At 67.8% G+C, this 23,633-nt stretch carries 24 protein-coding genes; 5 read left to right on the top strand and 19 right to left on the bottom strand.

The features are described 5' to 3' along the window. Positions 1-20: 20 nt before the first annotated feature. Positions 21-908 (bottom strand): 1,4-dihydroxy-2-naphthoate polyprenyltransferase, encoded by an 888-nt coding sequence (locus ACOQPD_RS00330; protein WP_420612923.1) that lies wholly within the window; start codon positions 906-908, stop codon positions 21-23. Here ACOQPD_RS00330 and arfB point away from each other — a divergent pair. After that, positions 907-1,368, top strand: coding sequence for an alternative ribosome rescue aminoacyl-tRNA hydrolase ArfB (gene arfB / locus ACOQPD_RS00335; protein WP_420612924.1), 462 nt, complete (start codon positions 907-909; stop codon positions 1,366-1,368). The two genes, ACOQPD_RS00330 and arfB, sit on opposite strands and share 2 nt — an antisense overlap. On the opposite strand, the gene ACOQPD_RS00340 is transcribed toward arfB, so the two are convergent. Both ACOQPD_RS00340 and ACOQPD_RS00345 read right to left on the bottom strand, forming a co-directional pair. Then, positions 1,362-2,366, bottom strand: a complete 1,005-nt coding sequence (locus ACOQPD_RS00340; protein WP_420612925.1) for a DMT family transporter — start codon at positions 2,364-2,366, stop codon at positions 1,362-1,364. The genes arfB and ACOQPD_RS00340 overlap by 7 nt on opposite strands. 7 nt (positions 2,367-2,373) lie before the next feature. Next, entirely contained in the window at positions 2,374-3,324 is a 951-nt protein-coding gene (locus tag ACOQPD_RS00345) for a DNA-methyltransferase (RefSeq protein WP_420612926.1), read from the bottom strand. A 107-nt stretch (positions 3,325-3,431) separates the two neighbouring features. Here ACOQPD_RS00345 and ACOQPD_RS00350 point away from each other — a divergent pair, with 107 nt between their 5' ends. Continuing rightward, positions 3,432-3,842, top strand: a complete 411-nt coding sequence (locus tag ACOQPD_RS00350) for a DoxX family protein (protein ID WP_420612927.1) — start codon at positions 3,432-3,434, stop codon at positions 3,840-3,842. A gap of 8 nt (positions 3,843-3,850) precedes the next feature. Here the strand turns inward: ACOQPD_RS00350 and iolB are convergent, their stop codons facing one another. From iolB to ACOQPD_RS00375, 5 genes are all read right to left on the bottom strand, one after another. After that, positions 3,851-4,693: a 5-deoxy-glucuronate isomerase gene (gene iolB / locus ACOQPD_RS00355; protein ID WP_420612928.1), complete on the bottom strand. Its 843-nt coding sequence runs from the start codon at positions 4,691-4,693 to the stop codon at positions 3,851-3,853. Position 4,694: 1 nt separating this feature from the next. After that, positions 4,695-5,498 (bottom strand): SDR family oxidoreductase, encoded by an 804-nt coding sequence (locus ACOQPD_RS00360; RefSeq protein WP_420612929.1) that lies wholly within the window; start codon positions 5,496-5,498, stop codon positions 4,695-4,697. Between the two features lie 324 nt (positions 5,499-5,822). Beyond that, positions 5,823-7,667: a 3D-(3,5/4)-trihydroxycyclohexane-1,2-dione acylhydrolase (decyclizing) gene (gene iolD / locus ACOQPD_RS00365; RefSeq protein WP_420612930.1), complete on the bottom strand. Its 1,845-nt coding sequence runs from the start codon at positions 7,665-7,667 to the stop codon at positions 5,823-5,825. An 11-nt stretch (positions 7,668-7,678) separates the two neighbouring features. Next, on the bottom strand, positions 7,679-8,854 hold the full coding sequence (locus tag ACOQPD_RS00370) for a Gfo/Idh/MocA family protein (RefSeq protein ID WP_420612931.1): 1,176 nt from the start codon (positions 8,852-8,854) through the stop codon (positions 7,679-7,681). Continuing rightward, positions 8,854-9,831 (bottom strand): NAD(P)-dependent oxidoreductase, encoded by a 978-nt coding sequence (locus ACOQPD_RS00375; RefSeq protein ID WP_420612932.1) that lies wholly within the window; start codon positions 9,829-9,831, stop codon positions 8,854-8,856. The genes ACOQPD_RS00370 and ACOQPD_RS00375 overlap by 1 nt, the downstream gene beginning before the upstream one ends. Before the next feature lie 163 nt (positions 9,832-9,994). Here ACOQPD_RS00375 and ACOQPD_RS00380 point away from each other — a divergent pair, with 163 nt between their 5' ends. Continuing rightward, positions 9,995-10,885, top strand: coding sequence for a TIM barrel protein (locus tag ACOQPD_RS00380; protein WP_420612933.1), 891 nt, complete (start codon positions 9,995-9,997; stop codon positions 10,883-10,885). A 31-nt stretch (positions 10,886-10,916) separates the two neighbouring features. Here ACOQPD_RS00380 and ACOQPD_RS00385 read toward each other — a convergent pair whose 3' ends face one another. The 9 genes from ACOQPD_RS00385 to ACOQPD_RS00425 form a co-directional block, all read right to left on the bottom strand. Continuing rightward, positions 10,917-12,080: an MFS transporter gene (locus tag ACOQPD_RS00385; protein ID WP_420612934.1), complete on the bottom strand. Its 1,164-nt coding sequence runs from the start codon at positions 12,078-12,080 to the stop codon at positions 10,917-10,919. 48 nt (positions 12,081-12,128) lie between these two features. Beyond that, positions 12,129-12,791: a S1 family peptidase gene (locus tag ACOQPD_RS00390; RefSeq protein ID WP_420612935.1), complete on the bottom strand. Its 663-nt coding sequence runs from the start codon at positions 12,789-12,791 to the stop codon at positions 12,129-12,131. Beyond that, positions 12,788-13,723: an SDR family oxidoreductase gene (locus ACOQPD_RS00395; RefSeq protein ID WP_420612936.1), complete on the bottom strand. Its 936-nt coding sequence runs from the start codon at positions 13,721-13,723 to the stop codon at positions 12,788-12,790. The genes ACOQPD_RS00390 and ACOQPD_RS00395 overlap by 4 nt, the downstream gene beginning before the upstream one ends. A gap of 6 nt (positions 13,724-13,729) precedes the next feature. Then, positions 13,730-14,536 (bottom strand): inositol 2-dehydrogenase, encoded by an 807-nt coding sequence (gene iolG, locus ACOQPD_RS00400; protein WP_420612937.1) that lies wholly within the window; start codon positions 14,534-14,536, stop codon positions 13,730-13,732. Then, positions 14,494-14,736, bottom strand: coding sequence for a hypothetical protein (locus ACOQPD_RS00405; protein WP_420612938.1), 243 nt, complete (start codon positions 14,734-14,736; stop codon positions 14,494-14,496). The genes iolG and ACOQPD_RS00405 overlap by 43 nt, the downstream gene beginning before the upstream one ends. Further along, entirely contained in the window at positions 14,733-15,677 is a 945-nt protein-coding gene (gene iolC / locus ACOQPD_RS00410) for a 5-dehydro-2-deoxygluconokinase (RefSeq protein WP_420612939.1), read from the bottom strand. Before iolC ends, ACOQPD_RS00405 begins: the two co-directional genes overlap by 4 nt. A gap of 75 nt (positions 15,678-15,752) precedes the next feature. Beyond that, a complete protein-coding gene (locus ACOQPD_RS00415; protein WP_420612940.1) occupies positions 15,753-16,541 on the bottom strand; it encodes an ATP-binding cassette domain-containing protein in 789 nt (262 codons plus the stop codon). Then, positions 16,541-18,451: an ABC transporter permease gene (locus ACOQPD_RS00420; RefSeq protein ID WP_420612941.1), complete on the bottom strand. Its 1,911-nt coding sequence runs from the start codon at positions 18,449-18,451 to the stop codon at positions 16,541-16,543. The genes ACOQPD_RS00415 and ACOQPD_RS00420 overlap by 1 nt, the downstream gene beginning before the upstream one ends. A 234-nt stretch (positions 18,452-18,685) precedes the next feature. Then, positions 18,686-19,711, bottom strand: coding sequence for a sugar ABC transporter substrate-binding protein (locus ACOQPD_RS00425; RefSeq protein WP_420612942.1), 1,026 nt, complete (start codon positions 19,709-19,711; stop codon positions 18,686-18,688). Between the two features lie 349 nt (positions 19,712-20,060). Here ACOQPD_RS00425 and ACOQPD_RS00430 point away from each other — a divergent pair, with 349 nt between their 5' ends. Further along, entirely contained in the window at positions 20,061-20,531 is a 471-nt protein-coding gene (locus tag ACOQPD_RS00430; protein WP_420612943.1) for a DUF6941 family protein, read from the top strand. A gap of 2 nt (positions 20,532-20,533) precedes the next feature. Here ACOQPD_RS00430 and ACOQPD_RS00435 read toward each other — a convergent pair whose 3' ends face one another. Beyond that, positions 20,534-20,947 carry an aconitase X swivel domain-containing protein gene (locus ACOQPD_RS00435; protein WP_420612944.1) on the bottom strand — a complete coding sequence of 138 codons (414 nt, stop codon included), beginning with the start codon at positions 20,945-20,947 and terminating at the stop codon, positions 20,534-20,536. Continuing rightward, positions 20,941-22,188 carry an aconitase X gene (locus tag ACOQPD_RS00440; RefSeq protein ID WP_420612945.1) on the bottom strand — a complete coding sequence of 416 codons (1,248 nt, stop codon included), beginning with the start codon at positions 22,186-22,188 and terminating at the stop codon, positions 20,941-20,943. The genes ACOQPD_RS00435 and ACOQPD_RS00440 overlap by 7 nt, the downstream gene beginning before the upstream one ends. A 58-nt stretch (positions 22,189-22,246) precedes the next feature. On the opposite strand from ACOQPD_RS00440, the gene ACOQPD_RS00445 reads away from it, so the two are divergent. After that, positions 22,247-23,428 (top strand): aminotransferase class V-fold PLP-dependent enzyme, encoded by a 1,182-nt coding sequence (locus ACOQPD_RS00445; protein WP_420612946.1) that lies wholly within the window; start codon positions 22,247-22,249, stop codon positions 23,426-23,428. Positions 23,429-23,633 lie beyond the last annotated feature (205 nt).

Genomic DNA, 23,633 nt, shown 5'->3' on the forward strand with positions numbered 1-23,633 from the left:
GTCCGGGCGCCCTGGCTCGGTCAGCCAAGCGCGGCGCCGACCGCCAGACCGATGCCTACGAGAAGATGGAGCCGGGCGGTCCCTTCCAGCACGCGGATGAGGGCGGGACCGTCGGAGTCGGACCGGATGGTGCGGATCAGCGGCACGGCCAGTGGACAGGCCAGCAGCGCCAGGGCAGTCCACCGCGGGGACAGCCCGAGAAGGGCCCAGACTGCTGCCAGCCCGAAGGCGCCGCCCACCAGCGCCACGTAAAGCGTCCGGGCATGGCGCCGGCCCAGGATCACGGCCATGGTCCGCTTGCCGACCGCCGAGTCGGTATCGATGTCCCGGATGTTGTTGGCCACCAGGATGGCGGAAGCCGTGAAGCCGACCGGGACGGCCAGTAACCACGCCTCGGCAGGCATGGTCCCGGCGTGGGCGTAGCGCGTTCCCACCGTGGCGACCAGCCCGAAGAACACGAAAACCGACACCTCGCCCATGCCCCGGTACCCGTAGGGGGAGGGACCTCCCGTATAGGTCACGGTGGCGATGAGGGCCGCCACACCCACCACCAGTACTGCCCAACTGGTGATGGCGGCGATGTAGATGCCGCACAGGGCTGCGATGCCGAACATGACCGCGACGCCAGCCCAGACCCGGCGGGCCGGGAGCAGTCCCGCCGCCACGACACGGGTCGGTCCGATCCTCGTCTCCGGGTCCGCGCCCCGGAGCGCATCGGAGGCGTCGTTCGCGAAATTGGCGGCGATCTGGAGGGCGAGAGCGCAGACGAGGGTGGCCAGCAGCGCATCCGGCCGGAAGACCCTATCCCCGAGGGCCAGGCCGCTACCCACCAGCACCGGGGCCACGGCAGCCGGCAGCGTGCGGGGCCGGGCGGCCATAACCCATGGTTTGGGACGTACCGCGGTCATGCGGGTAGTTTCGTTCTACATGATGGCGGAATCCAATCGCGGCCTCCGGCTCCGGCGCGGTCCGGTCATACCGGCCCGGGAGCTCCGATGGGACTTCGGCCCCGCTTCGGGTCCGGGCGGCCAGCACGCCAACCGGTCGAACACGAGGGTCGGTCTCACCCTGTCGATCACCAGGTCCACGTCCTTCAGCGATGATGAGAAACGGCGTGTGGAAGATCGCCTGGGGGCGAGGTTGCGGTCGGGAACGCTACGGATCGTGGTCGACGACCACCGTTCGCAGTGGCGGAACCGCCAGGAGGCGTTGCGGCGGATGGCTGCGCTGCTCGACAGCGCTCTGGCGCCCGAGCCGCCGGTCCGGCGGGCTACCAAACCCGGCCGGTCCGCCCGCCGGAGGCGGCTCGATGCCAAGCGGCGCCGGTCAGAGACCAAACGGCTCAGACGCCCTCCTGACGGCTACTGAGGGCTTGCCGGCGGGCCGGGAACGGAGCCGGCGTGGAGCAACCTCCGGCCCGAAGAGCTGAGGAGGGCGGCGGCTACCCCGACCAGCGTTATGGCGCCGCCGATCAGGTGGTGCAGGGTCATCACCTCGTCCAGGACCATCCATGCCAGCGCCCCGGCGAAGAACGGGATGGGGAGGTGGATCAGGGGCGGGACGTTGGCGGGGAGCCAGCGGACGGCCCAGGTCATCAGCAAGGAACTCGTGGTTGCGGGCAGCGCCACAACCCCGAGCACGCAGAGAACGTCGGTCCGGGTCATTTCTATGAAGTTGTGGCCGGTCAGCAGGCCGAAGATCGTCACGAACGTGGCGCCGGAGACGGTCATGACGATGTGCATCGGGACCGTATTGAGCGTTCTCCGACCCACCTTGGTCACGACCATCTGGGTGGCGAGGAGGACCACGGATACAACAGCCAGCGCCACTCCGAGCGCATCCCCGCCCGGGCCTGACGAGTCGCCCATGATCACCATGGCCGCTCCGACCAGGGCGACCAGCGTCCACAGCCGGAATCGGATGCCGGGCCGCTCCCCGAAGAGCGGGATCGCCCAGAGCGCGATCAGGACAGGATTCATGAGCAGGAGGAGGGACGTGCCGGCTACCGATGTCAGCTTCACGGCTTGGATGAAGGCGAGGGTGGATGCTCCGTTGAGCACGCCGGCCACCACGGGGGCCCACCACTCCCGCCACCTGGCGGTGAGTGGGAACACGCCCGTCCGTATGCTCTCCACCGGGGACGTGCCGGTGGCGCCGGCGGGTATTCGAAGACCAACCGTCCGCCCTCTCCGGCGCGATTTGATCCTCCCTAACGCGGTCGCCCCCGTTGCGGTCACCAGGATGGTGAGCCAACCCCTCCAGAACGCGAAAACAGGCGCCGAGGCATCCGAAACCTGCACCAGCACGGGGCCGATGCTGTACCCCACGATGGATGCCACGGCTGCGTAGAGCGGGCGGCGGTCCATCGACCGGTCAGCCGGAGGAAGGGGTGGGTCGGGAGTTCGAATGCTCGGCTTCGGTGAGGCGGGTCCTGGCCAGTTCCACGTAGGCAGGGTCGATGTCGTAGCCGACGCCCCGGCGGTCGGAGGCCGCGGCGGCCACCAGGGTGGTTCCCGAGCCCATGAACGGGTCGAGGACCAGATCGTCCTCGTAGGTGTACAGCTGGATCAAGCGGTCCGGGAGCTCCACGGGGAAGGGGGCGGGGTGCCCTACCTGGGTGGCGGACTCGGGCCGGATTTCCCAGACGTCCAGCGTCGCCTCCATGAAAGCCTCCCGGCTGATCGTGGAGCGGTGGGGAAGGCCGGCGGCCTGCCGCTGAGCGGGGGACAGGGCACGGTCGAACCTGCCCTTGCTGGCCACCACCACCCGTTCGGTCAGGTCGCGGAGGACCGGATTGGCCGGGCTGCGCCACGAACCCCACGCACAGGATCCGCCGGCGCCTTTTGCCTTGGTCCAGATGATCTCACCTCTCAGCAGGAGGTCAAGATCGTCCTGGAGGATGCCGGTCACGTCCGCGCTGAGGCTCCGGTAGGGCTTGCGGCCCAGGTTCGCCACGTTTACGGCGATCCGCCCCCCCGGCTCCAGGACTCGCACGCACTCGGCGAACACCTCCCTGAGGAGGCTCAGGTAATCCAGGTACGACTCGGGTACCCGGCGGCCGGCCACCGCCTGCTCGTACTCCTTTCCCACGAAGTAGGGAGGCGAGGTCACCACCAGGGCCACGCAGTTGTCGGGGAGGTGGTGCATGTCGCGGCTGTCGCCCAGGATGGCGCGGGGCTGGTCGAAGCCCGGCGCTCGCTCCACCCGGTCGTCGTCGGAGATCTCGGGCGCCGGGAAGCGATCGTAGAAGGCGGAGGAGTCGTGACCCTCGCGACGGCCCGAGCCGAAGGCGGAGGTCGCCGTTCCCTTTCGCGCTCGCTCCATCTTGCCTGACAAACTCCGGTGCCGCCCCGGCGGAGTGTACAGCCCGGCCTCCCGGTCTATCGTGCTTACCGGGATCGACGTATCGGACCCGAACACGGAGGTTGCGGATGGAAGTACTGGTACTGATCGGGCGGATCCTTTTCTCGCTGATCTTTATCGGGGCCGGCATCGGACACCTGGCCGACCCGGAGGGTTCTGCCCGGTATGCGGAGTCGAGGGATGCGCCCTCCAGCGGGATGGTGATCCGGCTCTCGGGCGTGCTGATCGCCGCGGGCGGGCTGGGCGTGATACTCGGCGTCTGGATGGATCTCGCCGCGCTCGGGTTGGCGGTCTACTGCCTGCTCACCGCGTTAATGGTCCACCACTTCTGGACGGACGAGGCGAGCGACCTGCCGCTCGAGATGGCCATGTTCATGAAGAACGTCTCCATGGCCGGCGCCGGCCTGATGATCTTCGCGCTGTCGGCGGGTGGCGTCGATATGGGCGGGCAACTCGTGGCGCCCCTCTTCAGCCTGTAGGACAGTCCTCAGGCCGGTCCCGCCCCGGCGGTGGGAAGGGTCATCGCTCCGGCTGCCCAGTCATCATGGATCCAGGTGTGGTCGGGGTGGAAGTAGGGCCCTTGCGCCCGTTCGTCCCCGACCGGCTCGCCCGCCAGGTAGTTGAGGAAGTACATGTTGGTGCCCGGGCACGCCACCGTGGAATGGAAGCCCTGAGGGACTAGGGCGGTGTCGCCGTTCTCGCACACCAGGGTCTCGTCGAAGTCGGAGTCCTCCCGCCAGTTGCGATGGAGGACGAACCCCTCCGCGGGTTGCAGGCGGAAGTAGTAGACCTCTTCCAGGTACGGGGATCCGGCGTATCCGTCGTGGCAGTGGGGCGCCCAGCCCGACCAGGTTCCCCGAGGGGCGTAACCCTCGTAGAGGATGAGGCGCTCGGCGGGGAGCGGGGCGGCGAGGATGTGGCAGATCTGGCGGTACGAGGCGCCACCCCCGCGCAGCTCGACTCGCATCTCGGCAGGCTCGAACAGGCGCAGCGGTAGGCCGCCCTCGGCGGGGGCGCCCCCGATGGTGAATACGAACCGGTGGCCGGCCGCCACAGAGATCGGCCGACCGGGCGGGATGTAGAGCACGTGGGGGAGCTGGTCGAACACCCCGTTCCGGGCCAGGTCGATGTGGTCGTTCCCGACCCGGACCGTCCCGGCCCCTTCGATGGGGACCAGCGCCATCTCCCGACGGGCCGCGTCCCGGTCGTACCTGGCGCCTGCTCCCAGCTGGACCACGCTGAAGTCGAGATAGGTCCACCCGGCCGATTCCGGGGTGACCGCGACGGAGACCCTCTCGTCCCGCCTCGCCTTTACCAGCGAAGAGGTCATGTCAGTCGTCGGAGGCCGGGTGCTCGACCGCGACGCAACCGACCACCATCTGGTTGAAGTCGACCGCCGCTCCGGTCATCATGCCCGATTCATCGGACGCCAGAAACGCCACCGCCGTGGCCACCTCAGAGGTCTTGAGGAGCCGTCCGAAGGGCTGGTTGGTCTCGGCCTTCTCGAGCCAACGCTCGTCCCCGCCGTGGAATCGGGTCCGGATGGCGTGTTCGCCGGGACTGTCCATCCATCCGATGTTCATCGCGTTGACCCGGATCCGGTCCCAGAGCACCGAGTTGGCCACGTTCTTGGTGAGGGTCACCAGGGCGCCCTTGGTGGTGGCGTAGATGGTGAGGTAGGGGGGACCGCCGTGGGCCGCCACCGAGGCGATGTTCACGATCGAGCCCTCGATGCCCTCGCGTCGCATGATCCGGATGGCGCCCTGCATGAGCAGGAACGGGGCTCTGACGTTGACCGCCATCAGGTGATCGAACAGCTCGACGGTGGTGTCCTCGACCGTGCCGCGGTGCGAATCGCCGGCCGCGTTGACCAGCACGTCGATCCGCCCGAACTCCCGGTCGGTCGCGTCCATCAGGTTGCCGACGGCGCCGGGATCTCCCAGGTCTGCGGCGGCGAACACCGTCCTGCACCCGGCGCCGGTCAGGCGAGCGGAAACCGCGGCGCCTCTTTCCTGATTACGCCCGGTCACCACCAGCCCCGACAGGCCCTCTTCCACCAGCCGGGACGCGATCGCCTCGCCCAGACCCTGGGTGCTACCGGTTACCAGCGCGACCTTGCCGTCGAATCGTCCCATGACGTCCTCCTAGTGTCCTGAAAACCCGGTTCGTAGTGCCTTGCGGTCCCGTGCGGCCCGCTGACGGCTCCTGTTCCCCCATGGACAGTGGCTGCCATGAGGGGGTAGATCCTGTCACACAAACGTTGTATGGTGTTGATTAATCGTAAATACCTGTGGTCCGGTTCGGACGTCGACCGGGCTGCGCGAGGGATCATATCGGCCGAGGCCGTCCCGTCGAGGCATAGCGGGACGCGCCTCGAACCAAGGTGGTGGCGGTGGGGGAGGGCCCGGCGGGCGTGGCCCCCTCGCCGCGATTTTCGAGTTCTGGCTCCGGCACAGGCCCTAGACCCCAACGCGCTGGTGCTTTCTTTCCGCCTCCCAGGCAGCCCGGGCCACCCGTACGTCCTCCCGGTCGCTGACCTCCGGGATGCCGACTTCCCACCAGGCGCCGCCCTCGGTCCAGGTGTACTGGTCGATGTCCATGATGATCGCGTAGCTCCGGTCGGCCGCCTTGGCCCGCCGCCAGGCATCCGGAAGGTCCTCGAGACGCTCGACCCTTTCCGCGATGGCGCCCATTGACTGGGCATGGGCGGCGAAGTCCACCCGGAAGTACTCCTCGTTGCGGGTGGTGCGTAGCAGGTTGTTGAACTCGGCCCCGCCGGTGTGGACCTGGAGGCGGTTGATAACGGCGAAGCCACCGTTATCAAGGATCATGAAGATCACCTTGTGGCCGGTCATCACGGTCGAGTAGACGTCCGAATTCATCATCAGGTAGGAGCCGTCGCCCACGAAGGCGATCACATCGCTGCCGGGGCGGGCCATCTTCGCGCCCCAGGCCCCGGCTACCTCGTAACCCATCGTGGAGTAGCCGTACTCGGAGTCGAAGGTTCCCACCGCCTTGGAGCGCCAACCCATGGTCAGCTCGCCGGGCAGGCCCCCGGCTGCGGACAGGCAGTAGTCGTCGGCGTCGCACAGCTCGTTGATGACCTGGATGACCTGGGCATAGGCTGGCCGGCCTTGGGTCTCCCGATCCTTCCAGGAGTCCAGGTAGCGGTGCCATCCGGCGATATGGTCCTGGGCCTGCGCCAGCCACGAAGCGGGCGCCCGGTAGTCGCCGAGCAGATCCTCCAGGGCTTCGAGCGACACCAGGGCGTCCCCGACCACCGGCGTGGCCATCTGCTTGTGCGCGTCCCAGCCGGCGGTGTTGATGGCGATGAAACGGACCTCGGGATGCTTGAACACCGCCCACGACCCGGTGGTGAAGTCCTGGAGCCGGGTGCCGACCGCGACGACCACGTCAGCGTTCTCTGCGACCGAGTTGGCCGCTGCGGAGCCGGTCACCCCGATCGGGCCGGCGTAGTTGGGGTGGTCGTGCACCAGCGTCGACTTGCCGGCCACCGTCTCGACTACGGGGATCCCCCTTCGCTCGGCGAATCCGGTGAGGGTCTCGACGGCGCCCGAGTAGTGGACCCCGCCTCCGGCGATGATCATCGGGCGCCGTGCGCCGGCCAGCACCGTGGCGGCCCGCTCCAAGTCTCGGGGGTCCGGTCCGGGCCGGCGCACGTAATGAACCTGCCGCTCGAAGAACCGGGCAGGGTAGTTGTACGCCTCCGCCTGGATGTCCTGGGGGAGGGCGAGGAAGGCGGGGCCCCGGGTGGCGGGGTCGAGCATCACCGCCAGGGCCTGGGGCAGGGACTGGACGATCTGCTCGGGCCGGCTGATCCGATCCCAGTAGCGGGAGACCGGGCGGAAGGTGTCACAGACGGTTACGGTCGGGTCGCCGAACACCTCGACCTGCTGGAGCACCGGGTCCACGATGCGATGCTGGAAAGTGTCCCCGGAGAGGATGAGCAGCGGCAGCCGGTTGGCGTGGGCGACCGCGGCGGCCGTGACCATGTTGGTGCAGCCGGGACCGATGGAGGATGTCGCCACCATAATGCGCCGGCCCCGCATCGCCTTCCCGTAGGCCACCGCCGCCAGCGCCATCGACTGCTCGTTATGACCCCGCCATGTCGGTAGCCGGTCCTGGACCGGCTCCAGGGCCTCGGCGAGGCAGGTGACGTTGCCGTGGCCGAATATCCCGAACGCTCCGGCGAAAATCGGGACCTGGCGGCCATCCACCACGGTGTGCTGGTTCAGCAACCACTTGACGATGGCCTGAGCCATGGTGAGACGCACCGTATCCATGTCAGACCTCCTCAGTCGATACGCAGGGACTCGACAGTTTCCCACCGCTCCGATTCCCAGGACCGGATCATGGCCGCCGCGACCGACGCGTTGGCGAGGGCTGCCTCGAAGCCCGGGTCGTGGGGACGGCCGGCGGCAACCGAGTCCAGGAACTCGTAGGCCTCGAAGATCTTCATATCCTCGAATCCGATGGAGTTGCCGCCACCGGGGACCAGACTGGCCTGCCGGTAGAAGCTGTCGCCGCCCAGAACCTCGATGAAGCCGTCCTGGGGCTGTTCTTCAGGTAGGTAGAGCAGCAGCTGGTTGAGCCTCTCGTGGTCCCACGACGCGGCTCCCTTCGACCCGTTGAGCTCGAACGCCATCTGGCTCTGTGGTCCGAAGATGGAGCGGTCGGCCTCGAGCGTGCCCCGTGCGCCGCTGGAGAACTCGACCAGCGCGCCCACGTAATCCTCGTTGGTCACCGCACCGGTAGGGTCATCCGGGGATCCACGGTCGTAGTGGGTGCCCACGCCCGGCTTGGGCAGCGGCCGTTCTCTCACGAATGTCTCCCGGGCAGCTACCACCCTCCGGATGGGACCCATCAGGAACTGGGCCAGGTCGATGGCGTGGGACATGATGTCGCTCAGCGCGCCGTGACCGGCTTCGTGCTGGAGGAAGCGCCAGCTCAGCAGGCCCAGCCGATCCCTCCCGTACATGGTGAAGAACCGGCCCCGGTAGTGGGTCATGGAGCCGAACCGGCCCTCTTCGAGCAGTTCCTTCGCGTAACGAACCAGGGGCGCCCAACGGTAGTTGTAGCCGCATCCGCTGGTCACGCCGGCCCGCCTGGCTGCGGCTTCGATGTGGGCGGTGGCCTCGGCGGAGATCCCGACCGGTTTCTCGCAGAACACGTGCTTGCCCGCTGCGGCGGCGGCCTCGGCGATTCTGCGGTGCATCGTATTGGGGGCGGTTATGTCGATGATGTCGATGTCGGGCCGGTCGACCAGTTCCTCCCAGTCCTCCGTCCCCGACTCGTAACCGAAGTCCCGCACCGCCTGCTCGACACGATGGGGAACGGTGTCGGCCACCCCGGCCAGGACCGGTCGGAACGGAGCATCGGGGAAGTAGAGGGGGATGGATCGGTACGAACGGGAGTGGGCCTGGCCCATCCACCCGAATCCGACCAGTCCGATGCGCAGGGTTCGCTTCATCAGTCGCCGGCGAGACGGCCGAGGACGCCGGGCCAGGCGTCCGGATTGAGGAGATGGGGCGGTCGCCGCCCGTCCAGCACCATGCAAGCCTGGCGAACGGCCCCACTGAACATGCGCTCCCGGGCCTCTGGAGTGGCAGAGGCGATGTGAGGCGTCACTATCACGTCCGAACGGTGGAGCAGCGGATGATCGGGATTGAGGGGCTCGGGGTCGGTGACGTCCAACCCGGCACCCGACAGGTGCCCGCTGTCCAGCGCGCCGGTCAGGGCATCGTGGTCGACCAGTCCGCCCCTGGCGGCGTTCACGAATAGCGCACCCTTCTTCATGGTTGCGAAGGTCCCGGCGTCGAACATCCTGGCGTTACCGGCGCTCATCGGGATGTGAACTGAGACGGCATCGCTCCGCCCCAGGAGTTCCTCCAGCGTCCGGGCGCGTTCAGCGTCCGGGGCGAACGCCTCGTCCGGCAGGTACGGGTCGTAAGCCAGGACCGCCATACCGAGGGCCTGGCCGACGGTACCGACCCTCCGGGCGATCCGTCCGTATCCCACCAGGCCCAGGGTCTTGCCGTCCAGTTCCATCGCTCCGTGCCTCGAGAAGTAGTTGCCCGTGCCTGCCCGGAGCCGGTCGCCCGACCGGACGAGTTGCTTGGCCACGGCCAGAAGGAGGGCGACCGAGTGCTCGGCGGTGGGAACCGTCGGGCCTTGGGGGACGTTGCACGCCGCGATCCCGCGGCGGGTGGCAGCTTCCAGATCGACGGTGTCGTAGCCGATACCGGTGCGGAACACCCCCAGCAAGTCGGGAGCCCGATCGAAGAGGGGGTCGTCGTAGTCGAGCCGGGCAGCGATGGCGGCCTGGGCGGCGGCGATGCCCGCCAGAGGGTCATCGTCCCGTCCCGGACCCAGCATGTCGACGGACGAGGGGACGAACGGCATCAACTCGGGCGAAACCCTGCGCTCGAACCAGATCCGGTAAGCCAAGCCTTCACTCCTCGACGTGTGGTCATTTGCCCGAACAGAAGCCGAGAGGATACCGTACTGCCTTCCTCCGGGGTGCCGGGCGATCCCATGCCCCGCTGACCGGATGCCGGCCCTAACCGGCGAGCAATACCTTCCTGGGACGCACACGGGAGGCTGGAAGACAATGGGCGGTGTCGCCTTCCTCGAAAGGATCGCCGGCGCCCCGATCACCTGGGGGGTTGACGGCGCGCCCGGGTGGGGTTTCCTCATGGATCGGGACCGGGTCCTCGACGAGATGCAGCAGGTGGGCCTGAGGGCCACCGAACTGGGCCCGGACGGTTACCTGCCGGTCGACCCGGAAGATCTGGACCCCCTGCTCGAGGCGCGTCGGATGCAGCTGGTGGGCGGGTTCGTCCCGGTGCGGCTGTACCGAGACGATCTGCTGGCGGCCGAGCTGGATTACGCCGCCCGGGCCGCGGCAACCCTGGCGGGCACCGGCGCCAGGACCTTCGTGCTGGGCCCGGCCTCGGTCCTCCCCGGGTACGACCGGCCGGTCGAGTTGACCGAGGAGGAGTGGACTGTGTTCGACCGGGGGCTGAGGAGCCTGATGAGGATCTGCGCCGACCGGGGACTGGTCACCGCCCTCCATCCTCACTGGGCGATGGCGGTGGATCGCCCCGAACAGATCGAGCGGTTGCTCGAGACCAGTCCGGTCGACCTGTGCCTGGACACCGGACACGTCGCCCTCAGTGGTGGCGATCCGCTGGAGGTGGCGCGGATGGCGGGCGGGCGGGTGGCCCATGTCCACCTCAAGGACGTGGACGAGCGGATGGCCGAGGAGGTGAGGGCGGGGGAGCGGCCCTTCCGTCAGGCGGTCGTCGACGGACTGTTCAGACCGCTGGGCGAAGGCTACGTGGATGTGGCCGGTCTGGTCCGGCACCTGGAGGCATCGGGGTACCAGGGTTGGTACGTGCTGGAACAGGATGCCGCCCTGGTTGCCTCGCCGGCGCCCGGTGAGGGACCGATGCGTGATGCCGCCACCAGCGTCCGGTACCTGGCGGAGCTCGGGATGTGACGGCCTTCGACGGGGCGGACCGGGCGCCCGCCTACCCGAAAGCGTCCCGCCACTTGGACCGGCGCGCGAACACCACCATCGGGGTCAGGGCCACCGAAGCCGCGGTTATCAGGAAGAGGGACCGAGGCCCGGCGGCTTCATAGATGGGCGCAGCGGCAAAGGCGCCGGCGGCCGCCAGCACGAATCCGTATGCCTCCACGAGGCCCTGCGCCTCGGCCGCCTGGCTGGCGGGTGCGGCCCTCGCCACGGCAGCTTGGCCGGGAAGGGTGACGAAGGCCCAGCAGGCGGCGTGCAGCCCGCCTACCACCAGTAGGGGAAGCACCGCCGACACCAATCCGTAGCCGGCCAGGAGGGGGAGTCCGATCACCGCCGACACCAGGGCCAACCGGATCGGATTCACCCGGTCCGCCAACCGGCCGCTTAGCGGGACGAGCAAGATGGCGGGGACTGATATCACCAGGAATCCGACCCCGACCAGCCATGGGCGGGCTCCGAGGTCGGTCATGTACCGGGACCAGATCGCATCGATGACGCCTATGTAGAGCCAGTTGGAGGCGGCCAGGAGCAGACCGGACAGAAAGCCCGGCAGGGCGGTCAGGTGGCGGCGCGTGAGCCGCAGCGTCGGCCGCTCGTACTCTCCGGGCCGGACGGAAGGAAGGAGCGCGAGTACCACGACCCCGGCCGCGGCGGGGACCAGGAACGGGATGGCCCACCCGAACTCGTTAAGCACTCCTCCGAGCACGGGCCCGATCAGGATCCCGCAGAGCATCGCCATCATCAGCGAGCCCAGGGCCTGTCCGTGGCGGTTCGGAGACCAGCTCAGCATCACCCGGCGCGCCGCTCCCACCGACACGCCCTCCGCCACACCCATGAGCGCCCGGGCCGCGACCCACTGCCAGAGTTCCACCGCGAAGACCATCCAGAGGAGCGAGAGCACCAGCAGCAGGCACCCCAGCGAGATCAGGCGCCGCTCCCAGCCCCGGTCTGCAAGCGGGGTGAGCCAGATGTTGCCGAACAGCGTCATCGCGAACGGTATGCCGGCGAGCAGGCCCAGGGACCAGGTGGGAAACCCGTACCGGTCCTGGATGACGGCCAGGAGCGAGAATATGACGCCGATGCCGGTCGCCAGCGTGGCGATGTACGAGAGGAGGACTATCCGGGGGAGCCGGTAGGAGGAGGGGAGGCGGGTGGACACGCGCCGACCATCCTAACGTTTGGCGCGGTTTGGCTCCGGTCGGGTTGTTCAGCGCGGGCAGCGGCCGGAGGGGGATTCGGTGGTGGAGTCGATCGACTCCAGGAAGACGTCGATCTCCTGCGAGGCGGTGGCGTAGGTCATCTCATCGAGCCGGGCGGCGGCGTAGACCACGCCGATCATCTGGTTCTGGTCGTTCAGCAGCGGTCCGCCCGAGTAACCGGCCCCGGCACGGGCGCGAACCCGGACGTTGTCCCGGCGTACGGAGCTCTCCTCATCGTAGATGTCGCGACCGACGGCGACGATCAGATCTGCGTCGGCGAACGCGACCTCAGCCCGCTCCTGGTCGGCGCGGAGCCGGATCAGGCGTCCACCTTCTCCGGCCACGGCTCGGGCCACGGTGAGAATGGGCCGGTCCATGGACGGCGCCCGCAGCAGGGCCAGGTCCCGATCGAAGTCGATGCCGACCAGGGTGGCGACGTGCTCGGAGCCATCCTCGAAGGTGACGGTCAGGCCGCCTTCCGAGCCCGCGACGTTGTGCGCCACCGTTACGAGGTAGTGCCGGTCGATTACCACTGCCGAACCGACCATGTCCTGAGCGCAGACCCGGCCTCGCAGCTGGGCGATCGCATCGAAGGGGTCCGAGGCGATGATCGGGTCCGGTGGTCCGCACGCGGCCACGAGGAGCGCCAGACCGAGAGCGAAGCGCCTCACGACCAGGAGGAGTACTCCCGGAGAAACCGTGCCAGCAGGGCGCGGACAGGGGTGGGCGTCCGATCGAGGAGATCAGAGGTGCGGGGACACGTGATGGTGGTGTCGTACGGGATGGGAATACGCGGTATTCCCGTGAGGTCCGGGGGTCCGCTCCTCAGCAGGTCCGGATCGAGGCCGAACACCTCGCAGGTCAGGTGGGCGAGGTCCATGCGCCCGATGGCGTCGGCCCCGCAGCAGTGGAACACGCCCTCCAGCCCTCGGGCGCCGATGTCCAGTATCAGGTCGGCGCTCTCGGAGGCCAGCGACGGTGTGGCCACCATGTTGATCCGGTCGGACTCCCACACCGTAAAGGGCCGGTCCCGCGAGAGTGAGTCCACGATCGACGCCACGAAGTAGCCGTAGCCGGGGTCCTGCGCCCGGGGAGACGCCGGTCGGGCGCGGTGGAGACCGTTGACTCCCGAGACTCGGGCCACCGCGCCACCCCGGTCGAGAGCCACCATCTCGGAGGCCAGCTTCAGGACTCCGTAGAGGTTGACCGGGTTGGGCGGGGTGCTCTCGTCCGCTCCGGCCTGGGTTCCGTCGAACACCCAGTCGGTGGACACCAGTACGTATGCGGCTCCCATGTCGTGGGCGGCCTGCGATGTGCTCCGGGTGGCCTCGACATAGGCCCTCCACGCGGCTGCCCGGTCACGGTAGAGGCCACCCAGGTCGTTGAGGATGGCGCAGTGGATGACCAGGTTCGGAGCGAAGGCCCTGACGCTTCCGCTCACCGCTCCGGGGTCTGTCATATCGATCCGCTCGAGCCGGTAGGGCTCGGATCCGGCGGGCCGGTAGGAGTTGAAGGTGGTCAGTATTTCGTGGCCGGCGGCGACCGCTTGGTGGACGATGTTGCTCCCCACGAAGCCGGTCCCGCCGGTCATCCAGATCCGCATCGGGCCCTAGCCGATCTCGGCCGTGCTGACCGGACGCTGCTCCCGGATCGATTTCCAGGCCGCCAGCCCGATGACGAGGGGGGCCCGTCCGTCATCGCCGTCGACCGGCGACGGTCCGCCCGTACGCACCGCGCCTACGAACGCCTTCCATCCGCCCACGTAGCTGGGGATGTAACGCTCGGTGAAGAAATAGGGGAGGGTGGAAGCCCGTGTGCCGGACTCGTCTCTCAGCACGGTGGTCGTGGCCAGGGGGTTCTCCGACGCGACCATGCCTCCCGATCCGAACACCTCCACTCGCTGGTCGTAGCCGTATACGGCCCGCCGGCTGTTGTCGATGGTGGTGATCGCCCGGTTCTCGTGGGTCAGGACGATCACGGCGGTGTCGAGATCACCCGCCTCTCCGATGGAGGGATCCACTCGGACGTCGCCCTTCGCGTACACCTCGGTCACCTCGCTCCCGCTCACGTACCTGGCCATGTCGAAGTCGTGGATCGTCATGTCCAGGAAGATGCCTCCGGACACCTCGACGTAGGCGACCGGCGGAGGAGCGGGATCGCGGGAGGTGATCCGCACCAGGTGGACATCGCCCACCTCTCCGGCGGCCACAGCCTGCTGCACGGCTCGGTGGGAGGGGTCGAACCGGCGGTTGAAGCCGACCTGGAGGTACACCCCGGCGGCCTGCACCGCCGCCAACGCCCGGTCCACCTCCGCGAGGTCGAGCGAGAGCGGCTTCTCGCAGAAGATGGCCTTGCCGGACTCGGCGGCCCGGATCATGAGGTCAGGGTGGGTGTCGGTGCTGGTACAGATCGCCACCGCATCGATGGATGGGTCGTCGAATATGTCGTCGGGGGAGCCGCTACCGGGATACCGAGACGGGCGCCGACCTCTCCGGCCACCGGGGAGATGTCGTAGACCGCCTCGGGGTGTATCCCGTCCACCTCGTGCCGGAGCAGTTCGGCGTGCAGGGCCCCGATCCGGCCCGTTCCGAGAATCCCGATACGGAGAGTGCTCAAACCGGTCCCTCTGAGATGCTGATCAGGCTGTCGATATCGGAGAGGGTAGGCATGTCGTCCGCACACATCAGGCGGGACGCGATGATGGCGCCGGCCGCGTTGCCGTACCGGGCCGCCTCGACCAAGGACCAGCCGCTCTGCAGGCCGTGACAGAACGCGCCCCCGAAGGCGTCGCCCGCACCGAGACCGCACACCACCTCCACCGGGTAGGAGGGGATCCTGGTCGCCTCCCCGTCAGGCGTGGCTACGAGTACCCCTTCGCCGCCCAGCTTGATGACGGCCGCGTCGAGGCCCCGGCCCAGCAAGCGTTCGGCCGCCTCCTCGGGCCGGTCGGTCCCGACCGCGATCCGGCATTCCTCCCGGTTGCCGATGGCGATGGTGACGTGGTCCAGAAGGGGACCGATCCGGCGACCGGCCTCCTGCTCGGACGGCCAGAACATGGGCCTCCAGTCCAGGTCGAGGACGACGTGGGGCTTCCTGCCCCGTTCCGCCAGGAATCCCGCCACAGTGGAGCGGCTCGGCTCCCACGCCATGCGGGACGCGGGGATCCACAGGGTGGGGGTCCGGCACAGGACATCGAGGTCCAGATCGGCCGGGTAGAGGTTCATGTCGGGCGCCCTGGGCTCCCGGTAGAACACCAGGCTGGGGTTCTCCGGCGGGGTCAGCTCGGCGAAGGCCAGCGGGGTCCTCAGGTCGGGATCGGTCCCCACGAAACGGGTGTCTACCCCGAAGGTGTGCTCCAGAGCGAACCGCACGTAGTTGCCGAAGGGGTCGTCGCCGACCTTGGTGACCAGGGCGGCGTGGCGCCCGAGCCGGGCGGCGGCCACGGCCACGTTGGTGGCGGTGCCCCCTATCGACTTCCTGAAGCTGGTGACGGAGCGGATCGGGGTATTGACCTGTTCGGCATAGAGGTCCACGCTCACGCGACCTACCGTCACCAACTCGGGAAGGCTTCGGGCCGACCCCGCCTGTGGTGGAGCCGACCCGGAGGCGTTACCTTGCTCTGCCAAGCCGGGTCAGTCGCCCGAGATGGCCTTGCTCAGCTCATGCTGGAGGGTGGCAAGATCGGCGCCGCCCGCCATCAACTGGGTCAGCTCCTCCTGGCTGATCTCGGCCTTGGCGTAGTCGCCCAGCGACTGGCCGCGGTTGAGGATCATGAAGCGGTCACCAACCGGATACGCATGGTGGGGGTTGTGGGTGATGAAGATCACGCCCAAACCGCGGTTACGGGCCTCGACGATGTAACGGAGCACCACCCCTGACTGCTTCACCCCGAGGGCGGAGGTCGGCTCGTCGAGGATTAGTACCTTGGCGCCGAAGTAGGCCGCCCGGGCGATGGCGACCGACTGGCGTTCGCCTCCCGACAGGGTGCCGACCGGCTGTTCCGTGTCCCGGATGTCGATTCCCATCTTGGCCAGCTCGGCCTTGGCGATGGAGGAGGCCTTGTCCCGGTCGATCACCCGTAGGAATCCCAGCTTGGTGGGCTCGGCGCCGAGGAAGAAGTTCCTCCACACCGACATGAGGGGCACGACCGCCAGGTCCTGGTAGACGGTGGCGATCCCACGCGCGAGCGCGTCGCGCGGCGAATCGAACGACACCTCCTCGCCCTCCACGAACAGCCGACCCTCGCTCTGCTTGTGGGCCCCGGCCAGTATCTTGATGAAGGTCGACTTGCCGGCCCCGTTGTCACCCAGCACGCAGGTGACCTCGCCGGCTCGCACCGAGGTGGTGATGTCGCGCAGGGCGATGATGTTGCCGTAGAACTTGGAGATGCCCTCGATCTCGAGAAGTGCAGCTTCGCTCATCAGGATTTCTCTGCCTTTCCTCGGACGTAGTTGTTGACCATGACCGCTAGCAGGAGGATCACGCCGACGAACAGGAACCTCCAGTCGGAGTTCCAGCCGGCGAACGGGATGCCCTGGAAGGACATGGCCATGATCAGGGCGCCGATGGCGGCGCCTGCCGCCGACCCGTAGCCTCCGGTCAGCAGGTTGCCGCCCACCACCGCCGCGATGATGTAGAAGAACTCCAGCCCGTCGCCCACGTTGGCCTGGACCGAGTTGAGCCGGAAGGCGATAAGGGTTCCGACCAGCCAGGAGGCACCGGAGACCGTCATGAACAGCTGGGTCTTGGTGCGGGCTGCAGGCACGCCGACCTGTCTCGATGCGTCCTTGTTACCTCCTACCGCGAAGGCCCAGCTCCCGAACTTGGTGCGCATCAGCAGCCAGGTGGCGACGGCGGCGAAGGCGAAGAAGTACAGGACCGAGATCCGGTAGGTGATCAGCGCCCTCGACTGTTCCAGCTCGGAGGTGGTGGCCCACAGCAACTTGGTGGCGACTGCCATCACGATCAGGACGATGCCGATGATCGACACCAGGGTGCCCATGCGGTCCGCCTCGGCGTCGGGTTGCCGCCGCTGATCGAAGCGCATCCGCACGATGGCGACCACCAGTAGCACGACGGCGGCCGCCATCATCCAGGCGAAGAACTCGGCCCGGTACTTGCGGGAGGCGGCCTCGGCCTGGATGACGAACCCCACCGCCGCTACGGACACGCCCGCCAGGGCGGTGACGGCGAACCGGGTGACGGGTGAGTCTCCGGAGTCACGGGCGACGCCGAGGAGCAACAGCACGCCCACGATGACGCACCCGCCGAACAGGATGGCTCGCAGGCCCTGCACGGTGAGCAACAGGCCCAGCACGTTGTCGTTGGAGGAGTCCATCGCCACGCCCAGGACGGTTCCGACTACTACCAATCCCAGGCCGATGCCGGTCCGGCGGCCGATACCGCGGCCCATCGATAGGCCGCTCGAGGAACCGGAACTCGGTACGAATCGCCAGGTGCAGTACCCGAGGATCGAAGCCACTACCCCGGCTGCCATCACGATCGACCAGATCCAGTTGGCCGCCGATCCGTCGGTAGCGGTGAGGGCGATCAGGCCTGCGGCGGCCGCGGCGAGACCGGCTATCGAAAGGATCATTCCGGCGCCCATGGAAGGCTTGTCTCCCTGTGTCCGCCTTACCATGCTGAGTTCCATCAAGCCGACTGCCAGAGCAGCAACGCCCAGAGTGGCCAGCACTCCGAACACCACGTCCCGGCCGCCCAGGAACGAGTCCCAGATGTGGTCGTTGCGGATCCAGACGCTTCCGAAGATGTTGGACCAGAAGTCGTAGTCGGGAGCATCGTCGAGACCCTCCACTATCACCTTGTCCACGAAGAGCTTGGAGAACCCCAACTTGCCGCCCCGGAGCACGAAGAAGGTGCCGAGGGTGACGATGAAGCTGGGCAGACCGGTCTTTTCAACGAGGGTTCCGTTCACCCAGCCGATCCCCATCGCGAAGAGGAAGGTGATGGGGATGGCAATGGTCAGGGGAAGGCCGAGCCCTCCGAGTTCGCCGGTGTCCTTGACCAGCAGTACGACCAGCATGCCGGTGGCGCCGGTCATGGCGCCGGATGACAGGTCGAACTCTCCGCCGATCATCAGCAGCGCCACGGCAATCGCCATGATCCCGAGCGAGGTGGCTACGTCCAGATAGTTGTTGGCCCCCGCCGTGGTGCCGAAGACGTCGCTGACGGACCAGAAGAAGATCCAGATGGCGCCGGCGCCGACCAGGCCTCCGATCTCGGGTCGGGTCAGTAGCCGCTGGATCGGCCCGCGGTAAGCGAGGCGCTCGTCGGCCGGAGCAGCGGAGGTGGCGGCGGAGTCAGCAGCCACTGCCGGCCACCTCTCGATAGAAGCTCATTCCCGCCTCACCTCCTCTCGTTCGGCGCGTAGAACTCTAATCCGGTGACGGCTGGAGCGGCCGGTCGGAGCAATGAGTTCGACCCCACCAAGGTGCCGGCGCCACCGAGACGTTCGTCATCATCTACGGCGCGGCAGGGCTGCAATAGGGAGGGGCCCGGGTACCCGGGCCCCTCCCTGCGATCGGATCGCTTCAGAGTCGACGGTCTATCGGGTGCCGGCGTCCACGAGAGCCTTTACCTGACTGACGTTGTCGGTGGTCACGAAGCCAGGACCGGTGAGGACGGGAAGCCCGCCACCCACGGTGTTGAGGTTCGTGGCGTTGAGATACAGGAACACGACTGTCAGGTATCCCTGCAGGTACTGCTGCTGGTCAACCGTGAAGTGCACGTCCCCCGCCTCGATGGCGGCGATCAGGTCGTTGGAGATGTCGAAGCCGCCGATGAAGAGATCACGGCCGGCGGCTACGCCAGCCTCCACGGCGCGGACGGCCACGTTCGGGCCCACGCCAAGCACGCCGTCAATGTCGGAATCGGCCTGCAGAGCCGCGGCGATGGTGTTGATCTGGGTCTCGGGCTCGGAGTCGAGTCCGACGAACTGGGTCACAACGTCACCGTTGAAGGTGGCGGCCAGACCCTCGCAGCGCTCTTCCAATCCGATGTTGCCCTGCTCCTGCTGGGCGCACAGCACCTTCCCGGCGCCGAGAGCGTTGAAGCGTTCCCCTGCGCCCTCACCGGCGACGATTTCGGTCTGACCGACGTGGGTGATGGCACCGAGTTGCTTGAACTGGTTGGAACCCGAGTTCAGGGTGATCACCGGGATACCGGCGGCGATGGCGGCCTCGACCTCCGGGCCGAGGGCCTCCGGGTTGGCCAGCGACACGCCGATGCCGTCAGAACCGGCGGCCACGGCGGCCTGGACATCCTGAACCTGCTTCTCGGGATCGTTGCTGGACGGGCTCCATACCATCTCGACGCCCAGCGCGTCGGCGGCGTCCTGCGCTCCGCGCTTCACGACCGACCAGAACACCCCGTCATCAGAGTGGGTGACCATGTGGAAGGTCAGATCCATACTCTGGGTGGGAGTCACGGCTACGGTGGTCTCGGCAGCGGCGGCGGCAGTGGTCGCCGGGGCGGCGGTGGTCTCGGCGGGGGTGCTGTCGTCGGATCCTCCGCACGCGGCAAGGATCAGGGTCAGGGCGGCTACCGTCGCCACCCAGCGCGTCTTGATCATCGGACCTCCTCGTTCGATGTCGGGTGTTCGGAGCCGGGAACACGGGGAAAACGATGCTCGGCCGGCACTCGGAAGAGTACGCCGGTCCCGTGTCCGGGCGAAACCGCAACGATAACAATCGGGGCGGAATCTGTCCAAGTGGTCGAAACCCGCGGCCTCGCTCCGCGGAGGTGGCCCGGGAGCGCACTGAACGCCATCGAACCGCCTCTGTACGGGGTTTCGGCGCCCTGCGCCCTACTAGGAGCACGCCGAAGGGTGGGACGGTTGAGGCCCGCCAGCCCGTGGCCTGAGGTTCCGGCTCCGACTATGGGCCATCCGACCGCTTCGAGGCGCTCCTAGAGTAGAGACGATGGATTCCCTGGAGGCATCGCTCGACCCCACCCCGAGCGTGGAGTTCGCCATGCTGGCGGACGCAGTGCAGGCGGTGGGCGGCAAGCTCTACATCCTGGGTGGGGGTTGGGAATTGCTGTACGTGGCCTCCTTTCCGGCTCGACATCCTTCCATAGGCGTCGGCATCCGGCTACGCGTTCCCTGGCCGTTCGCCGACTCCTTCAAGCTGTCGGTGGACCTGATGGACGAGGACGGCCGGAGCCTCCTCGGTAGTAGCCGATTCTCGAGGACGATCCAGGTCCGGCCGCCGGTCAAGCGCCTCCCGGGAGCGGAGATGGGGATGACCCGGGCGTTCACGTTCAACAACCTGGTATTCCCCAAGCCGGGCGGCTACTCCTTTGCGATCTACGTCGAGGATGAGCAAGTGTCCCGTATCCCCTTCCGGGTCCTGGAGCGCGCCCTCCGGGCGCCCCGGGCCGGCGCCAGCTGAGATCAGGCCTGCTCGATGCTTCCGTCGGTTCGGATCCGGGTGGTGCGGTTAGAGACCAGGAGGCCGTAACCTCCACCGGCCACCACCAGCGGGCAGTTCCGGTCCGGATAGAGTTCCGCTCCCACGATCGCTCCCACCACCAGGATCGGGTCCACTTCCCCGAGCACCAGCGCGGCGGGCGCGGTCATGAGCCGCATCGACTCAGCGAGCACCGCCGAACCGCCTGACGACCCCCTACCGCGGGGGAGGACGAGAACACTGCCGGCGGTTGGCTGCCCGTGCTGGGGATGGTGCGGGTCGATGATGGTTCCGTTCCGGGGGTCGATCCCTCCCCACCAACTCAGGGGTTGGTCGAGAACCAGGCTCGCACCCTCGGCCACACCCGGAACGATGGGAGTGCCATCCACGCTCACCACGGCCGCTTATCCCTGATCACCCGGCCCGCAACCGCAGACTCCACGCAGTCGGAGGTGGAACCGAACACCACGTCGACGCCGAGGTTGCCGGGTGCGTAGTAGGCCCATTTGGCGGAGTCGGTCATGGCCACGCCCGGGCCGGTGGGGAGGATCGGGGTCACGTAGGTGCAAGTATCCGTCACGAACACCACCCCTAGGTCCTCAAGGCTCTTCACGATCTCGGCGGACGAAGCCAGCACGTCCCTGCCGGTGTTCACGTAGAGCGTCATATCGGGGTGGATCCGGCGACCGGCCAGCAAGTGTTGAAGCCGGGCGATCTGGCGGGCCGAATAATGGGGCGTTCCCAGGTTCACCGTGCGGAGGTTCTCCGCGTCGGTGCTGGATAGGGCCAGGTAGGCGCTGCTGATCGCGTCGGGAGTGACCCTCACCAGGCGCGGCGCGATACCGTCGGTGGCACTCGCCAGTGAGGGTGCCTCGGGCGTGATCCCGACCACATGGATCATGCCGACCGCTCCCGAGGTGGCCGCCCCCGCGCCCAGCACTTTGAGTTGGTCTTCCGTGGCTGACTCGATGCCGGTCAGGGCGGGAACCTCGGATCCGGCCTCCTCACCGATCAGGAATCCCAGCACCGCGAAGAACTCGTCGGTGAGCCGTGCCTTCTCCGGGATCCTGGAGACATCGATCCTGACGCGGGCGCGGCGGTGCCTGTCCAGGTAGAGGCCGAACTCCGGAGCCCGGCCGGTTACGGCTGCCGCCATGTCGGCGAAGTCGCCGAACCGCGGTGTCCGGGCGCCGAGTACCGAGTTGGCGAACACGATGGCGTTCGATTCTCCCCAGGCGACGCGGTCGCCGAAGCCGGGACGGTCCGCCAGCTGGTAGGGAGCGCATGTCCAGGTGGGGGAGGCGCCCATGTCGAGGTAGGCCGACATCATGGCCTGGGCGGCATCCCGGGTCGGATCGTCACCGAGGAACAGGTCGGGATGGAGTAGATCGAGCGAGGAGACGTTGAGGGTGGTGGGTATGGCGACCCGGCCACCACCGTTACGCAACCGGGTGGCGAAGTGGAGGCTGGCGCGTCCGAGATAGAGCGTGCCGTCGATGTGGGCGCCGGAGATGTCGATCATCCGGCGGGCGCCGGTGGCGCGGGCCATGCCAACCAGAACACGCATGGCGAGGGCCTGTGCCTCGCTGCCCTCTCCGTGCAGCATGGCCTGATCCTCGCCGGTCAGGAAGGGATCCATGTGCCTCCTGTGTAGTGGCGCCCGGCCGCGCATTGTATTGGTCCGGCCGGCGGGGACTATGCAGGACGCGGTGGAGGTCCCGCTCACCACTACCCTCGGCCGTCAGATGCCGCTTCCGCAGTCTTTTCTGGATCAGTTCGACGAGCCGTTCGGCTTCATGGACTTCGCCTCGATCGGCGCCATGTCGATCCCCGCCCGAGCAGGCATCGGAGACATGGCCGAAGCCATGTCGGGCAGCCGGTGGAAGCTCGTGCCGATGGTGATGGACCGGGTCGAGACGACGCGGCGCCGTGGCGCCCGGTTGGTGGGTCTCCCTGCCGAGCAGGTGACCGTGGTGCCCAGTACCTCCGCCGGACTGTTCGCGGTTGCCTTCGGCCTGGCCGGTGGGTCGGTGGTGGTGCCCGAGACCGAGTTTCCGGCCAACCTGTACCCCTGGGTGCGGGCAGCCGAGGCGGGGCGCATTGACCTGAGGACGTTTCCGGTGCCGGGGGGCCGGCTGACAGCCGATCTGGTGGCGCAGGCGGCCGATGCGCGTACAGCGGCGGTGGCGCTCAGTTTTGTCGACTACCGGACCGGCTACCGGTGCGACCTGCCCGCCATCCGGGAGGCGGCCGGCGACGCTCTCCTGGTGGTCGATGCGGTGCAGGGCTTGGGCGCCCTCAGATTCGACATGGAGCAGGTGGATGTGATGGTGGCCGGTGGTCACAAGTGGCTCCGGGCCGGGGGAGGGGCCGGCCTGCTCGCCGTATCCGAGCGGGCCCTGGAACGGCTCCAACCTGCCCTGACGGGATGGCTCGGGGTCGTTGATCCGTTCGATACCGCCGCTCCGCTCCCGCATCCGCCCCTGGAGGGCGCCGACCGTTTTGTCATGGGGAGCGCCGGTTTCCCTGCCGTCGCAGCACTCGGCGAGTCGCTACGAGTGCTGCAGACCGTCTCTATGAAAGACGTGGAGGCAGCCGTCCTCGCCCGATCCATTGCCGTGGAGGAGGAGGTCCGCAGGGCGGGCGCACGAGTAATGAGTCCTTGGCGGACGGATGGAGAGCGCAGTGGCATCGTCAGCTTCACCCCCGCCCGGGAACCGTCCGCGGACGCGTACGCCCGCCTCATGGGGGAAGGCTTCTTGCTGACCGAACGCCACGGCATGCTGCGGGTCGCGCCGCACGCCACCACGCACCCCGACGCCCCGGCGGCAATGGGCAAAGTGCTGGCTGGTAATGCCAGTGGTTGGGTTGCCGGTTAATTGTCCATAGTGGACTAGAGCTGACCAGCGAGCATTATGCTGAACGGGATTCTGTAGCTGGACCTCGGGGGTGGCGACATGAATAAAGTAGGCGTTGACTCGGTGAGGTCGCCGGCGGCGGTAGTAGCAGAGTCAAACGGGAGTGGTGGCTCGGGTGGCTCACTAACGATGGCGCCGTTCCACATTCTATATCCTATGTAACTTT

Origin of the sequence: Candidatus Spongiisocius sp. (genome assembly GCF_965221825.1) — a bacterium.
Taxonomy (GTDB): domain Bacteria; phylum Actinomycetota; class Acidimicrobiia; order Spongiisociales; family Spongiisociaceae; genus Spongiisocius.